12 protein-coding genes are annotated in these 15,062 nt (G+C 62.3%); 9 read left to right on the top strand and 3 right to left on the bottom strand.

The window, feature by feature from the left end; translation table 11 throughout:
• Window positions 1-199: 199 nt before the first annotated feature.
• From NTU39_RS26640 to NTU39_RS26630, 3 genes are all read right to left on the bottom strand, one after another.
• Window positions 200-1,102 carry a LysR substrate-binding domain-containing protein gene (locus NTU39_RS26640; protein ID WP_039394163.1) on the bottom strand — a complete coding sequence of 301 codons (903 nt, stop codon included), beginning with the start codon at window positions 1,100-1,102 and terminating at the stop codon, window positions 200-202.
• 49 nt (window positions 1,103-1,151) lie between these two features.
• Window positions 1,152-2,546 (bottom strand): class II fumarate hydratase, encoded by a 1,395-nt coding sequence (fumC, locus tag NTU39_RS26635; protein WP_150664174.1) that lies wholly within the window; start codon window positions 2,544-2,546, stop codon window positions 1,152-1,154.
• Between the two features lie 223 nt (window positions 2,547-2,769).
• Window positions 2,770-3,645, bottom strand: a complete 876-nt coding sequence (locus NTU39_RS26630) for a LysR family transcriptional regulator (RefSeq protein ID WP_257958912.1) — start codon at window positions 3,643-3,645, stop codon at window positions 2,770-2,772.
• A 171-nt stretch (window positions 3,646-3,816) separates the two neighbouring features.
• Between NTU39_RS26630 and NTU39_RS26625 the strand changes: the two genes are divergently transcribed.
• The 9 genes from NTU39_RS26625 to NTU39_RS26585 all read left to right on the top strand — a co-directional run bounded on the left by NTU39_RS26625 (window position 3,817) and on the right by NTU39_RS26585 (window position 15,039).
• Entirely contained in the window at window positions 3,817-5,325 is a 1,509-nt protein-coding gene (locus tag NTU39_RS26625) for a CoA-acylating methylmalonate-semialdehyde dehydrogenase (protein ID WP_257958911.1), read from the top strand.
• A gap of 135 nt (window positions 5,326-5,460) precedes the next feature.
• The gene (locus NTU39_RS26620) at window positions 5,461-7,110 is read left to right on the top strand and encodes a GMC family oxidoreductase (RefSeq protein ID WP_150663707.1); all 1,650 of its coding nucleotides are present in this window, start codon (window positions 5,461-5,463) and stop codon (window positions 7,108-7,110) included.
• Window positions 7,111-7,547: 437 nt separating this feature from the next.
• Window positions 7,548-8,327 (top strand): ABC transporter ATP-binding protein, encoded by a 780-nt coding sequence (locus NTU39_RS26615; RefSeq protein WP_257958910.1) that lies wholly within the window; start codon window positions 7,548-7,550, stop codon window positions 8,325-8,327.
• Window positions 8,328-8,335: 8 nt separating this feature from the next.
• On the top strand, window positions 8,336-9,109 hold the full coding sequence (locus NTU39_RS26610; RefSeq protein ID WP_150663706.1) for an ABC transporter ATP-binding protein: 774 nt from the start codon (window positions 8,336-8,338) through the stop codon (window positions 9,107-9,109).
• 76 nt (window positions 9,110-9,185) lie between these two features.
• Window positions 9,186-10,379: an ABC transporter substrate-binding protein gene (locus NTU39_RS26605; protein WP_150664173.1), complete on the top strand. Its 1,194-nt coding sequence runs from the start codon at window positions 9,186-9,188 to the stop codon at window positions 10,377-10,379.
• Window positions 10,380-10,475: 96 nt separating this feature from the next.
• On the top strand, window positions 10,476-11,360 hold the full coding sequence (locus NTU39_RS26600; RefSeq protein ID WP_039394146.1) for a branched-chain amino acid ABC transporter permease: 885 nt from the start codon (window positions 10,476-10,478) through the stop codon (window positions 11,358-11,360).
• Window positions 11,361-11,383: 23 nt separating this feature from the next.
• Entirely contained in the window at window positions 11,384-12,370 is a 987-nt protein-coding gene (locus NTU39_RS26595) for a branched-chain amino acid ABC transporter permease (RefSeq protein WP_257960143.1), read from the top strand.
• Between the two features lie 580 nt (window positions 12,371-12,950).
• On the top strand, window positions 12,951-13,733 hold the full coding sequence (locus tag NTU39_RS26590; protein WP_150663704.1) for a sulfite exporter TauE/SafE family protein: 783 nt from the start codon (window positions 12,951-12,953) through the stop codon (window positions 13,731-13,733).
• Between the two features lie 160 nt (window positions 13,734-13,893).
• Window positions 13,894-15,039 carry an ABC transporter substrate-binding protein gene (locus NTU39_RS26585; RefSeq protein ID WP_150663703.1) on the top strand — a complete coding sequence of 382 codons (1,146 nt, stop codon included), beginning with the start codon at window positions 13,894-13,896 and terminating at the stop codon, window positions 15,037-15,039.
• Window positions 15,040-15,062 lie beyond the last annotated feature (23 nt).

Genomic DNA, 15,062 nt, shown 5'->3' with positions numbered 1-15,062 from the left:
CTTGCTGTCACGTCATGCCGGTAATACGCCTGCTTTTTTGTCGGATCACGTTCGTTCGCAGGCAATGGGAATTCCATGCCGCTACCGGACGTGCGCGGATAAGACAGAAAGTAGTTCAGACAAAATGACAGGCAAAACGATAATTCTGCATGTTGCCATGCGTGTAGCGCATGGCAACTTTTCTAAACACGCGTAACCCCTATGATGGGAAACGAGTTTCTGAGTAGATCCAGTTGCGGAAAATTCGTGCTGCGGCATGCTCATGGCGCTCGGCAGGCCATACGAGGTAGTAGCCGCCACCCAGGCTGGCCGATGCGTCGCACGCAGGGACGAGCAGACCGGCGTCGAGACATGGGTCGATCATGTGACGCCAGCCCATCACGAGTCCGCCGCCTTCGATAGCCATCTGCACGAGCAGCGGGTAGTAATTGGCGCTCACCATGCGCGGGAATTTCGGCGCGTTCACGCCTTGCAGCTCGAACCAGTCGGGCCACGACATCCACTTGCGCTGACCGTCTTCGATGAAGAGCAACGTTTCGCTCACGAGATCGGCGGGGGTGAGCTGACGTCCGTCGAGATAGCTGGGGGAGCAGACGGGGAAGACTTCCTCGTCAAAGAGACGGCGTCCGGCGAAATCGGGCGGCAGGTCGTTACGCACGTAGTACACACCGAGATCGAATTCGGACGCGGACAGCGACGTGATGCCGTCCTTCACGATCACGCGAATCTTGACGTCGGGGTGGGCTGCGCGAAAGCGCATGAGTTGCGGCGTCATCCAGAGCACGGCCACGCCGGACGAACACGCGACCGTGAGTTCCAGATCGCCGCGTCGTTTCATGAGGTCGGCCGTGGCTTCGGCGCATTCGCCGAGCAGACGCTGAATCTGCTCGGCGTAGCGTTGTCCGGCCACCGTCAGCCGCAGCGTGCGATGTTCGCGTGTGAACAGCGCGCGCCCGAGAAACTCTTCGAGCTGCGCGATCTGCCGGCTCACGGCGCTTTGCGTGAGGTTGAGTTCCGCAGCGGCCCGGGTGAAGTTCGCATGCCGCACGGCGGCATCGAACGCAATCAGACAGTGCAGCGGCGGCAGGGGCGAAATCGGCATGCGCGGTGACGGTTAATGCTGGGTACGGGTCGGGAGCGGGGAAGGAGGCTTAACGCTTGCCGACCATCTGCTCCGGGCGAACCCAGGCGTCGAACTGCTCGGCCGTGACGTGGCCCAACGCGAGGGCAGATGCCTTGAGCGTCGTGCCTTCCTTGTGTGCCTTCTTCGCGATCTGCGCGGCCTTGTCGTAACCGATGTGCGGGTTGAGCGCGGTCACGAGCATGAGCGACTCTTCGAGCAGCGTGCCGATGCGTTCGCGATTCGGCTCGATCCCGATCGCGCAGTTATCGTTGAAGCTGACCGCACCGTCGGCGAGCACGCGCACGCTTTGCAGGAAGTTGTGGATGAGCATCGGCTTGAACACGTTCAGCTCGAAGTTACCCATCGAACCGCCGATATTGATCGCGACGTCGTTGCCCAGCACCTGACAGCACAGCATCGTCATGGCTTCGCATTGTGTCGGGTTGACCTTGCCCGGCATGATCGAGCTGCCCGGTTCGTTTTCCGGAATCTGCAACTCGCCGATGCCGCAACGCGGGCCGCTGGCCAGCCAGCGCACGTCGTTGGCGATCTTCATGAAGCTGGCGGCCAGCGTCTTGAGCGTGCCGTGGGCGTTGACGATGGCGTCGTTGGCTGCCAGCGCTTCGAACTTGTTCGGTGCGGTGACGAACGGCAGGCCGGTGTCGCGGGCGAGCGCGTCGGCCACTTTCTTCGCGAATTCGGGGTGCGCGTTCAAGCCCGTGCCGACGGCGGTGCCGCCGAGGGCGAGTTCGGCGACGTGGGGCAGCGCGTTGTCGACGTGCTTCAGGCCGTGGTCGATCTGCGCCACCCAGCCGGAGATTTCCTGACCGAGCGTGAGCGGCGTGGCGTCCTGCAAGTGCGTGCGGCCGATCTTGACGATGTCGTCGTAGGCGCGCGCTTTTGCGTGCAGCGTGTCGCGCAGCTGGCCCACGCTGGGCTTGAGGTGGTTCACGAGGGCGTCGAGGGCGGCCACGCTCATGGCGGTCGGGAAGACGTCGTTCGACGACTGGCCCTTGTTCACGTCGTCGTTCGGATGCACGACGCGCTCTTCGCCACGCACGCCGCCGAGCAGTTCGCTGGCGCGGTTCGCGAGCACTTCGTTCATGTTCATGTTCGACTGCGTGCCCGAGCCGGTCTGCCACACGGCGAGCGGGAATTCGTCGTCATGCTTGCCGTCGACGACTTCGTCGGCAGCCTTGATGATTGCGTCGGCCTTCTTTGCGTCCAGCACGCCCAGATCCTTGTTGACCTCGGCTGCCGCGCGCTTCACACGAGCGAGCGCGCGCACGAGTTCACGCGGCATTTTCTCGGTGGAAATCTTGAAGTTTTGCAACGAGCGCTGGGTTTGCGCACCCCACAGACGGTCGGCAGGCACGGCAATTTCGCCGAAGGTATCGCGTTCCATTCGCACATCAGACATGATCGACTCCTCGAAGAGAGAATTAAATTCTAGAGCTTTAGAAAGGATCCGGCATGGCAGGCCGTTGGGGGACGTGCCATGTCGTGGGAATGAATTGCGGGGAGATGGGCCTTTTCGAATGTCTTGAGCGTGAAGGCCTGAGCAGGCATGGATTATGCGCCGGAATTGCGAAGCGAGGGTGTCGCGAGACGGGGTGAAATGCGTGCGTTCTGGCCCCAAAGTCGGCTCAGGCCCACACCGCCGTGACCAGTTGCAGTGCAGCGGCAATGGCGGGCTCCTCGCGCCGCGAGGCGAGGGTGACGAACGTGAGTTCCGTGGGCACCGACACGCTGTCGGCGATCACCAGGCCGTGCGCACGCGCCTCGCGCAGCGCGATCGAGTCGCGCACCAGCGACAGACCGATGCCCGACTTCACCAGATCGAGCATCGATGGCTCCTGATCCACTTCCGCCACTTTGACGGGCGATGCCCCAGCTTCGCCGAAGACCGCCGACAGCAGACGGTTGTGCGCCGATTCGGGCGGTGTCCAGATCCACGGCAGGGCGGCGAGTTCGCGCCAGCCGCGCCGGGACACACGTTCGCGCCAGCCAGCGGGTGCCAGCACCTGATAGGAGAAGGGTGTGAGGGTAATCGCGTGAAAGCGCGTCGGGTCGGGACTGCCGATATAGAAGCCGACGTCCAGCTCGCTGCGCTCAAGCCGTTGCAGCACGTCGCCCGACATGCTGTGGCGCAGGGCCGTCTCGATCTGCGGATACGACTCCACCAGACGTTTGAGAAACGCGCCCAGACGCGTGAATTCGGGATCGAGGATGCTGCCGATGCGCAGGCGTCCGCGCACGGTATCGCGCAGCGCACCGGCGGCCTGTTGAAGGTCGGTCAGCGCCGTCAGCATGCGCTCGGCGAGCGGCAGCAGCGCCTGACCGTCCCGCGTGAGCGCCAGCCCCTGCGCGGTACGCGTGAAGAGGGTGAGTCGCAGCGTCTCTTGCAGGGCCTTCACCTGAAGGCTCACGGCGGGCTGCGTCAGATGCAGACGTTGGGCGGCACGCGTGAGATTGCCCTCACGGGCGATGGCGACAAAGGCGCGAAGATGAGCGAGTTCCATGGAGGGAGGACGAAAGCAGGCATTTCACCGGGGCAATATAAGCGGATCTTATATTGCTTTTGATTTTTTCTCATTGGATTGCCGCCCCTCGCGGCAGTACGCTTGGGGCTACTCGTGGCGCTGAGTAGGTAAACACCAGCGCCGATGCCTTGAAATCCACAGGAAACGAACATGAGCAACGCTGATATTCCGACCGTCCAGCACTTCATCGGTGGCCAACGTGTGGCGGGTGAGGGCGAGCGCTTCGCCGACGTCTTCAATCCGGCCGAGGGGGCGGTGAGCGCCCGCGTGGCGCTGGCCAGCGTGAAGGACGTGAATGCGGCGGTGGCGGCGGCGAAAGCGGCGCTGCCGTCGTGGTCGGAAACGGCACCGCTCAAGCGCGCCCGTGTGCTGTTCAAGTTCAAGGCACTGCTCGACGAGCATCAGGACGAGCTCGCCCGCATCATTACCCGCGAACACGGCAAGGTGTTCTCCGACGCGCGCGGCGAAGTCACGCGCGGCATCGAGATTGTCGAGTACGCCTGCGGCGCGCCGAATTTGCTGATGGGCAAGCACAGCGACAACATCGGCGGCGGCATCGACAACTGGCATCTGCGTCAGCCGGTCGGCGTCTGCGCGGGGATCACGCCGTTCAACTTCCCGGTGATGGTGCCGATGTGGATGTTCCCGATCGCACTCGCCTGCGGCAATACGTTCGTGCTCAAGCCCTCGGAGCGCGATCCGTCGGCGAGTCTGCTGATTGCCGACCTGCTGCGCGAAGCCGGGCTGCCGGACGGCGTGTTCAACGTGGTGCAGGGTGACAAGGTCGCCGTGGACGCGCTGCTCGATCACCCGGACGTCGAAGCCCTGTCGTTCGTCGGGTCGACGCCGATAGCCGAGTACATCTATACGGAAGGCACGCGACGCGGCAAGCGCGTGCAGGCGCTGGGCGGCGCGAAGAACCATCTCGTGGTGATGCCCGACGCGAATCTCGATCAGGCCGTCGATGCGCTGATCGGCGCGGCCTACGGCTCGGCGGGCGAGCGCTGCATGGCGATCTCGGTGGCGGTCGCGGTGGGGCAGGTGGCAGATCGTCTCGTCGACGCGCTGGTGCCGCGCGTGAAGGCGCTGCGCGTCGGGCCGGGCGTGGACGACGCGTCGGAGATGGGCCCGGTCGTGACCGCCGCCCACAAGGCGAAGATCGAGGGCTATATTGCGGAAGGTGTGAGTGCCGGGGCGACGCTGCTGGTTGACGGTCGCGGCCTGCAAGTCCCGGGGCACGCGCAGGGCTTCTTCCTTGGCGGCACGCTGTTCGATCATGTGACGACCGAGATGACGATCTATCGCGACGAAATCTTCGGGCCGGTGCTGGTCGTTGTACGCGTGCCCGATCTGGCCTCGGCCATCGAGCTGATCAACGCCCACGAGTTCGGCAACGGCGTATCGTGTTTCACGAGCGACGGTGGCGTGGCACGCGCGTTCTCGCGTCAGGTGAAGATCGGCATGGTGGGCATCAATGTGCCGATTCCGGTGCCGATGGCGTGGCAGTCGTTCGGCGGATGGAAGCGTTCGCTGTTCGGCGATCATCACGCTTATGGCGAAGAGGGCATTCGCTTCTACACGCGCTTCAAGAGCGTGATGCAGCGCTGGCCCGACAGCATCGGTAAGGGCGCGGAGTTCACGATGCCGGTGGCGAAGTAAATCGCGACGCGGCAAACAACACAACGACAAAAATGAACCCGGTGAGGGTGGCGGCAGTCCACCCCACTCGGGTGCCGCACCAGTGTCGGCACCGCACTACGGCGAGTGCCGCGCCAACGACGGAGACATGCGGGAATGAGCAAGCAGACGGACAAGCATAGCGACAAGCAGGAGCGCTTCGATTACATCATCGTCGGGGCCGGGTCAGCGGGCTGTGTGCTGGCGAACCGTCTCACGCAAGACCCGGACGTCACCGTGCTGCTGCTCGAAGCTGGCGGGAAGGACGACTATCACTGGATTCACATCCCCGTCGGCTATCTCTACTGCATCGGTAACCCGCGCACGGACTGGCTGTATCGCACGCAAGAGGAGGCCGGGCTGAACGGTCGCTCGCTTGCCTATCCACGCGGGCGGGTGCTGGGTGGCAGTTCGTCGATCAACGGCATGATCTACATGCGCGGTCAGCGTGAAGATTACGACGTGTGGGCCGATGCGACCGGCGACGAGGGCTGGCGCTGGGACAACGTGCTGCCGCTGTTCAAGCGCAGCGAAGATCACTACAACGGAAACTCCGAGTTTCACGGTAGCGGTGGCGAATGGCGCGTCGAGAAGCAGCGGCTGTCATGGCGCGTGCTCGATTCGTTCGCCGATGCTGCCGAGCAGATCGGCATTCCCAAAACCGATGACTTCAATCGCGGCGACAACTTCGGCATCGGCTACTTCGAAGTGAATCAGCGGCGCGGTGTGCGCTGGAGTGCGGCGAAGGGGTTTTTGCGACCGGCGTCGCAACGTCCGAATCTGACGGTGATTACCGGCGCGAGCGTGAGCCGTCTGACGTTCGACGGCACGCGCTGCACGGGTGTCGCATATCGCGGTGGCAATGAAGACTTCGTGGCGCTGGCGAACGTCGAGACGATTCTCGCGGCGGGCGCAGTGAATTCGCCGCATCTGCTCGAAGTGTCCGGCATTGGCGACGGTGAACGGTTGCGCAATCTCGGCATCGATGTCGTGTCGCATGTGCCCGCTGTCGGCGAGAACTTGCAGGACCATCTGCAATTGCGCACCGTGTACAAACTGCGCGGCGCGAAGACGCTCAACCTCACCGCGAACAGTCTGCTGGGCAAACTGTCGATCGGCATGCAATACGCGTTCACGCAGCGTGGGCCGATGAGCATGGCGCCGTCGCAGCTCGGTGCGTTTGCGCGCAGTCGCGAAGACGTGACGCGTCCCGATCTGGAGTATCACGTCCAGCCGCTGTCGCTGGAGAAGTTCGGCGAGCCGCTGCACAAGTTCAACGCGTTCACGGCGTCAGTGTGCAATCTGCGACCGACGTCGCGCGGCCACGTGCATCTCACGTCGCCCGATGCGCGCGTGGCACCGAACATCGCGCCGCAATATCTCTCGACGGAAGCGGACTTGCGAGTCGCCGCCGACGCCATCAAGCTCACGCGCCGCATTGTGGGCGCGCCGGCGTTCGCCCGTTACGAGCCGCGGGAGTATCTGCCGGGACCGTCGTACCAGAGCGACGACGACCTGAAGCGCGCCGCGGGCGACATCGGTACGACAATCTTTCATCCGGTCGGCACGTGTCGCATGGGGCGTCACGACGACCCCGACGCAGTCGTCGATCCGCAGTTGCGTGTGCGCGGCGTACAGGGGTTGCGTGTGGTGGATGCGTCCGTCATGCCGACGATCACGTCAGGTAACACCAACTCGCCGACGATCATGATCGCGGAGCGCGCCAGCGACATGATTCGCGCTGCGCGTAAGGTTGGCGTCAGGTAACGGCCTTCCCCTCGGTTTTACAAAACTTACGTAGTAATACCTAATGTCGCGCAATATCGATGAGTGCCCGGTGCGGTATCTCATCGATATTCGCTATCGCCTGCACATTTGCATGTGCCGCAAAAGCCTTGTCGCACAAGGGCGGTGCATCGTCTCGTCCCATGTGACCGAACGTTCTGCAACGCGTGTGAGCATGCGCGTTTCGAGGGGTGCGAAGCTAAGTGCAAATCCCAATGATCGCGTTGCAGCAAACCACACACAATAACGTTTCCCTATGAGTGATCGAACCAAGAATTCGGCGCTTCCTTTGGGACGCGGGGCACTTTGCCGGCGACGCCAACCATAGCGTTACCCGCCTGCCTTGCGGTTGTCACAGACGATGGTGTCTGAAGCGCGTACGACGTTTCGCACCGCCAACCAGGAATGTGGCAGGAGACATGGCGAACAACGATTACATTCTCGAAACCCGCGGGCTCACCAAAGAGTTCCGTGGCTTCACCGCCGTGAACGGGGTCGACCTGCGCGTCGCGCGCGGCACCATTCATGCGCTGATCGGGCCGAACGGTGCAGGCAAGACCACCTGCTTCAACCTGCTCACGAAATTCCTTGTGCCCAGTGCTGGCTCCATCACCTTCAACGGGGAAGACATCACCCGTGAAGCGCCTGCGCAAATCGCACGACGCGGCATCATCCGCTCGTTCCAGATCTCTGCCGTGTTCCCGCACCTCACCGTGCTCGAGAACGTGCGCATCGGTCTGCAACGCAATCTCGGCAGGGCGTTCCACTTCTGGAGCAGCAGTCGTACGCTGCGCCAGCTCGACGCGCGTGCCATGGAGTTGCTCGCGGAAGTCGGCCTCACTGAATTCGCCCATACGCTCACCGTGGAGTTGCCGTACGGCCGCAAACGCGCGCTCGAAATCGCCACCACACTTGCTATGGAACCCGAACTAATGTTGCTCGACGAACCCACGCAAGGCATGGGTCACGAAGACGTCGATCGCGTCACGGCACTCATCAAGAAAGTGTCGGCCGGACGCACGATTCTGATGGTGGAGCACAACATGAACGTGATTGCGGGCATCTCCGACACCATCACCGTGCTTCAGCGCGGCGAGGTGCTCGCCGAAGGGCCGTATCACGAAGTCTCGAAGAATCCGCAGGTGATGGAAGCCTACATGGGCACGGCGGACGGCGAAATGCAGGGAGCCCACGGGTGAGGACGGCTATGTACGGTAACGGCGGCAACAACCAGGGTGGCAAGAGCGGCGGCAACGTGCCCGCACTGGAAGTCGAAGGGCTTCAGGCGTGGTACGGCGAGTCGCACATCCTGCACGGTGTGGACCTGACGGTCGGGCGTGGCGAAGTCGTCACGCTGCTTGGCCGCAACGGGGCCGGGCGCACCACGACGCTGCGCGCAATCATGGGCCTGACCGGTCAGCGTCAGGGATCGATTCGCATTGCCGGTGAAGAAACGATTCATCTGCCGACGTATAAGGTCGCGCATCACGGCGTGGGGTATTGCCCTGAAGAGCGCGGCATTTTCGCGAGCTTGTCGTGTGAGGAAAACCTGCTGCTGCCGCCGTATATCGGCATGAGTGGCAATCGTCGCGACGATGGCGGGCGCGGCATGTCGCTCGACGAGATCTACGACATGTTCCCGAACCTGAAAGAGCGCCGTCACAGTCAGGGCACGCGCCTGTCGGGTGGCGAACAACAGATGCTCGCGGTGGCGCGCATTCTGCGCACGGGTGCGAATCTGTTGTTGCTCGACGAGATTTCCGAAGGCCTCGCGCCGGTGATCGTGCAGACGCTTGCGCGCATGATCACCACGCTCAAAGCGCGTGGCTACACCATCGTGATGGTGGAACAGAATTTCCGTTTTGCGGCTCCGCTGGCCGATCGCTTCTATGTCATGGAGCACGGCAAGATCGTGGAGCGCTTCGGCGCTCCGGAGCTGGAGACGAAGATGCCGGTGCTGCACGAGTTGTTGGGCGTATGAGGTGAGCTACCCGGCGTGTACGCGTGCCGGGCGATGGACCCAGGCGATCAAATCCACGAAGGAGACGAAGATGACGATGCGGATGAAGGCGTTGGCCGTTGCGGCTGCGTTTGGTTTTGCGGCAATGGCCTCGCAGGCCCACGCCGATGGCAACACGGTGAAGATCGGTTTCATTACCGATATGTCGGGTCTGTACACCGACATCGACGGACAGGGCGGCGCGGAAGCCATCAAGATGGCCATCGCCGACTTCGGCGGCAAGGTCCTCGGCAAGCCGGTCGAACTGGTCACGGCCGACCACCAGAACAAGGCGGACGTCGCGGCGTCGAAGGCGCGCGAATGGTTCGACCGTGGTGGCGTGGACATGCTCATCGGCGGCACCAACTCGGGCACCGGCCTGGCGATGAACAAGGTCTCCGCCGAGAAGAAGAAGGTCTACATCAACGTGGGCGCAGGCTCCGATGCACTGACCAACGACCAGTGCCAGCCGTACGGCGTGCACTACGCGTACGACACCGTCGCGCTCGCACGCGGCACGGGTTCGGCCGTGGTGAAGGCGGGCGGCAAGTCGTGGTTCTTCCTGACCGCCGACTATGCCTTCGGCCACGCGCTGGAGAAGTCCACGTCCGACGTGGTGAAGGCCAACGGCGGCACGGTGGTGGGGCAGGTGCGTCACCCGCTGTCCGCTTCGGACTTCTCGTCGTACCTGTTGCAGGCGCAGGCGTCCAAGGCGCAGGTGCTGGGTCTGGCGAACGCCGGTGGCGACACCATCAACGCGATCAAGGCGGCGAAGGAATTCGGTATCAAGGGCAAGATGCAGATCGCCGGTCTGCTCGTGTTCATCAACGATATTCACTCGCTCGGTCTGGATAACACCGAAGGCATGTACCTGACCGACAGCTGGTACTGGGACAAGGACGCCAAGTCGCGTGAATTCGCCAAGCGCTACTTCAGCAAGATGAAGAAGATGCCGTCGAGCCTGCAAGCAGGCGACTACTCGGCCACGATGACGTACCTCAAGGCCGTTCAGGCCGCCGGTACGACGGATGCCGACAAGGTCATGGAGCAGTTGCATAAGATCAAGATCGACGACATGTTCAGCAAGGGCTACATCCGGAAGGACGGCACGATGGTCCATGACATGTACCTGATGCAAGTGAAGTCGAAGAAGGAATCGAAGGAGCCGTGGGACTACTACAAGGTAGTCGCGACGATCCCGGGCGAGAAGGCCTTCACCACCGAAGCCGAATCGACCTGCAAGCTGAAGTAAGCGCAGCACTTCTTTAGTAAGCGATGCACGGATAGCGACGGGACGCGTGTCCCGTCGCGACCTTTCTCCAAGGTTTCTCCCAGAGAATCGATTTCGATGGACTTTCTAGGCATCCCCCTGCCGGCGCTGTTGAGCCAACTGCTGCTGGGACTGGTGAACGGCTCGTTTTACGCCATGCTGAGTCTCGGCCTGGCGGTGATTTTCGGTCTGCTCAACGTGATCAACTTCGCGCACGGCGCGTTGTTCATGCTGGGGGCCATGCTCGCCTGGATGGGCGGCAACTATCTCGGCCTCAATTACTGGGTCATGCTGATCCTCGCCCCCGTCGTGGTGGGCATCATCGGCATCGTGATCGAGCGCACCATGCTGCGCTGGATCTACAAGCTCGATCATCTTTACGGGCTGCTGCTGACGTTCGGCATCACGCTCGTGCTCGAAGGCGTGTTCCGCTCGATATACGGTGTGTCCGGGCAGCCGTTCGATGCGCCCGACGCGCTGTCCGGTGCGACCAACCTCGGCTTCATGTTCATGCCGAACTATCGCGCGTGGGTGGTGGTGGCATCGCTCATCGTCTGCTTCGCGACGTGGTTCATCATCGAGAAGACGAAGATCGGCGCGTATCTGCGCGCGGGTACGGAGAACCCGAAGCTCGTGGAAGCGTTCGGCGTGAACGTGCCCCTCATGATTACGCTGACGTACGGCTTCGGCGTGGCGCTGGCGGCGTTCGCCGGTGTGCTCGCCGCGCCCGTCATTCAGATCTCGCCGCTCATGGGCCAGTCGATGATCATCACCGTGTTCGCGGTGGTGGTGATCGGCGGAATGGGCTCCATCATGGGCTCGATCGTCACCGGGCTGATGCTCGGCGTGATCGAAGGCTTCACCAAGGTGTTCTACCCGGAAGCGTCGGCGACCGTGGTGTTCTTCATCATGGTGATCGTGTTGCTGCTGCGCCCTGCGGGGCTGTTCGGCAAACAAAAGTAAGGGACGAAACCATGCAACAACAGATGCAACAACGCGCGCTGTATTCCCTGCTGCTGTTGGCGCTGATCGTCGCGCCGTTTGTCGGCGCGTATCCGGTCTTCGTCATGAAGGTGCTGTGCTTCGCACTGTTCGCCGCCGCCTTCAACTTGCTGCTCGGCTTCACGGGCCTTCTGTCGTTCGGTCACGCTGCGTTCTTCGGTAGCGCCGGTTATGTGACGGGCTATGCGATTCGCAACCTCGGCTTTACGCCGGAGATCGGCATTCTTGCGGGCGTGGTGGCGGGGGCGGTGCTGGGGCTGGTGATCGGCTTGCTGGCGATCCGGCGTCAGGGCATCTACTTCGCCATGATCACGCTGGCGCTCGCGCAGATGCTTTACTTCTTCTGTCTGCAAGCGCCGTTTACCGGCGGGGAAGACGGCCTGCAAGGCGTGCCGCGCGGTTCGCTCTTCGGTCTGCTGCCGCTCGACTCGGATCTCACGCTGTACTACGTGGTGCTCGCGATCTGCGCGCTGGGTTTCTTGCTGATCATGCGCATCGTGCACTCACCGTTCGGTCAGGTGCTCAAGGCGATCAAGGAGAACGAGCCCCGCGCGATCTCGCTGGGTTACGACGTCGACCGCTTCAAGCTGCTGGCGTTCGTGCTGTCGGCCACACTCGCTGCGCTCGCCGGTTCGACCAAGACGGTGGTGCTGGGCTTCGAGACCCTCACCGACGTTCACTGGACGATGTCGGGCATGGTGATTCTGATGACGCTGGTGGGCGGTCTTGGCACGATGCTCGGGCCGGTGGTGGGGGCGGTAGTGATCATCGTGCTCGAGAACAAGCTCGGCGATATCGGCAACTGGCTCGCGACGGCGACCGGCGTGACGTGGTTTCAGACGCTCGGCGAATCCGTGACCATCGTGATCGGTGCGATCTTCATCATCTGCGTGCTGGCGTTCCGACGCGGTCTCGTGGGCGAGTTTATTGCGCGCAGCCGGTTCTTCCGGTCGATGTCGCAGGCGTCGTGAGTGCGTGGCAGGCGCGTAAATTGAGCGATTCGTAGAAGCTGGAATGTCGGCGGATGCACCTGTGTGGCGCGTCCGCTCGTCACTCTGGCGCACGAATGTCAGAAAAAACCTAATTCGTAGGGGTAAATGCTGACTTGTGGTGCATTGGGTGCTCCTTTATTCTCTCCCTCAGTTCGCGTCACAGCAGGATATAGGGGCGAGGAACGAGGAGACAACAAGCGCGATAACGCGCACCGCCAAAAAAGAAAGCGCTGTCGGAGAAGACTCCGACAGCGCTTTTTATATTGTGCTTCACCTTCCGCATGGCGCCGCATTGCGCTGTGCCAGGCCTTCGTCAGCCATGCCATATTCAACGGTCATGACGCTTTCTCGCGCGGCTCTCGCGCACTGCATTACATCTTTTGCGGGTTTTGCCGCACCCCATCCGCAATTTCAGCCGTCTTTACGCCACATTGCGAGAATTGCACCGATTTCTACCGCAATAAGTACGCGCAATGCGGAATAAAGACGCTATGCTCGGCGTTTTCGTCCGGCTGGCTTCCAGTTGCGCAGCGACTGAGGTGTTGTGTATGGGGAATGTATGTTGATGGGTTGGTCGCTGACCGATTTGCTGATGCTCGCTGGCGGGGCGTTTCTCGCAGGGCTGGTCGATGCCGTGGTCGGTGGCGGCGGCCTCATCTCGGTGCCGACGCTCTTCGCCGTTTTCCCCAATGCTGCACCGCCGCTGCTGTTCGGCACCAACAAGATGGCTGGCATCTGGGGCACGGCCTCGGCGGCAATGCGCTACTCGCGCGGTATCGAGCTGCGCTGGGCCCTTGTGTTGCCTGCCACTGTCGCAGCGTTCGTCTTCTCGTTCTGCGGCGCCTACGCTGTCACCCATGTCCCGGCCGACATTCTGCGCAAGGTGCTGCCGTTCGTGCTGGTTGCCGTGGCGATCTACACCCTGCGCAAGAAGGATTTCGGGACGGTCCACGCGCCTGTGAAGGGCGGGGCAGGGGTGACGCTCATGGCGATCGCCGTGGGCGGCGTCATCGGCTTCTACGACGGTTTCTTCGGCCCCGGTGCGGGCAGCTTTCTGGTGTTTCTGTTTGTGCGGCTGTTCGGGCAGGACTTCGTGAATGCGTCGGCGTCTTCGAAGATCGTGAACGTCGCGACGAATCTGGCCGCGCTGCTGCTGTTCGGCATGAGCGGGCATGTACTGTGGCTGGTCGGCGCGGGCATGGCGATCATGAACGTGGTGGGCAGTCTGGTGGGCAGCCGCCTCGCGCTTAAGCACGGTGTTGGCTTCGTGCGGCGCATGTTTCTGGGCGTGCTTGCGGTGCTGATCGTGAAAACGGGCTACGACGCGTTTTTGCGCGGCTAGTGGCAAAACCGCTGTGGCAGATGCCACAGGTGGGGAAACCGCACTTTACGAAACGGCATCCGTGCCCGTAAGATGGGCGACAATTTCCCGACTGCGCGGTCGGTTAATGTCAAAAAAATGCGTCAAAAATCGAATTCGAAATTTTTGTGAGGAGACCCAAATGAAACTGAAGTTGCTGTGCATGGCATCGGCCATGATGCTCGTCGCGGGCGTGGCGAACGCTCAGGTGAAGATTGGCGTGTCGCTGTCGGCGACCGGTCCGGCGGCTTCGCTGGGCATTCCCGAGAAGAACACGATCGCTCTGATGCCCAAGACGATTGCTGGCCAGACGGTGCAGTACATCGTGCTCGACGATGCGACCGACACCACGACCGCCGTCAAGAATATGCGCAAGCTGATCAGCGAAGACCACGTCGACGCCGTGCTCGGCTCGACTGTCACGCCGAACTCGCTGGCCATGGTCGACGTCGCAGCCGAAACGCAGACTCCGATGATCTCGATGGCCGCCGGTGCTGCCATCGTCGAGCCGGTCGACGCGAAGCGCACGTGGGCCTTCAAGACCCCGCAGAACGACATTCTGATGGCCACCGCTATCGCCAAGCACATGGCCGATCACGGTGTGAAGACCGCAGCGTTTATCGGCTTTGCCGATGCGTACGGCGAAGGCTGGTACAAGGAATTCCAGAAGGCTGCCGATCTGAACAAGATCAAGGTCGTGGCGAACGAGCGCTTTAACCGTGCCGACACGTCGGTGACCGGTCAGGCCCTCAAGGTCATGGGCGCGAACCCGGATGCCGTGCTGATCGCTGGTTCGGGCACGCCGGCAGCACTGCCGCAGCGCACGCTCAAGGAGCGCGGCTACAAGGGCAAGCTGTATCAGACCCACGGTGTGGCGAACAACGACTTCCTGCGCGTTTGCGGCAAGGACTGCGAAGGCACGTATCTGCCAGCCGGTCCGCTGCTCGTCGTCGAGCAACTGCCGAACGACAACCCGGTGAAGAAGTCGGCGGCCGCGTACAAGGCTGCTTATGAAAAGGCGTATGGCGCCGGTTCGATCTCGACCTTCGGCGGTCACGCCTGGGACGGCGGCCTGCTGCTGCAAGCCACGATTCCGGTGGCACTGAAGAAGGCCAAGCCGGGCACGCCGGAGTTCCGCGCAGCCCTGCGCGAGGCGCTGGAGAACGTGAAGGACATGCCGGGCACGGCAGGCATCTTCAACATGAGCAAGAACGACCACAACGGTTTGGATCAGCGCTCGCGTGTGATGGTGCAAATCGTCGATGGCAAGTGGAAATTGGCGAACTGATGCGCATCGGGGCTGCCTATAGC

The organism is Pandoraea commovens (assembly GCF_024704525.1).
In the GTDB taxonomy this organism is placed as follows: domain Bacteria; phylum Pseudomonadota; class Gammaproteobacteria; order Burkholderiales; family Burkholderiaceae; genus Pandoraea; species Pandoraea commovens.
This window is presented reverse-complemented; position numbering and strand designations above follow the sequence as displayed.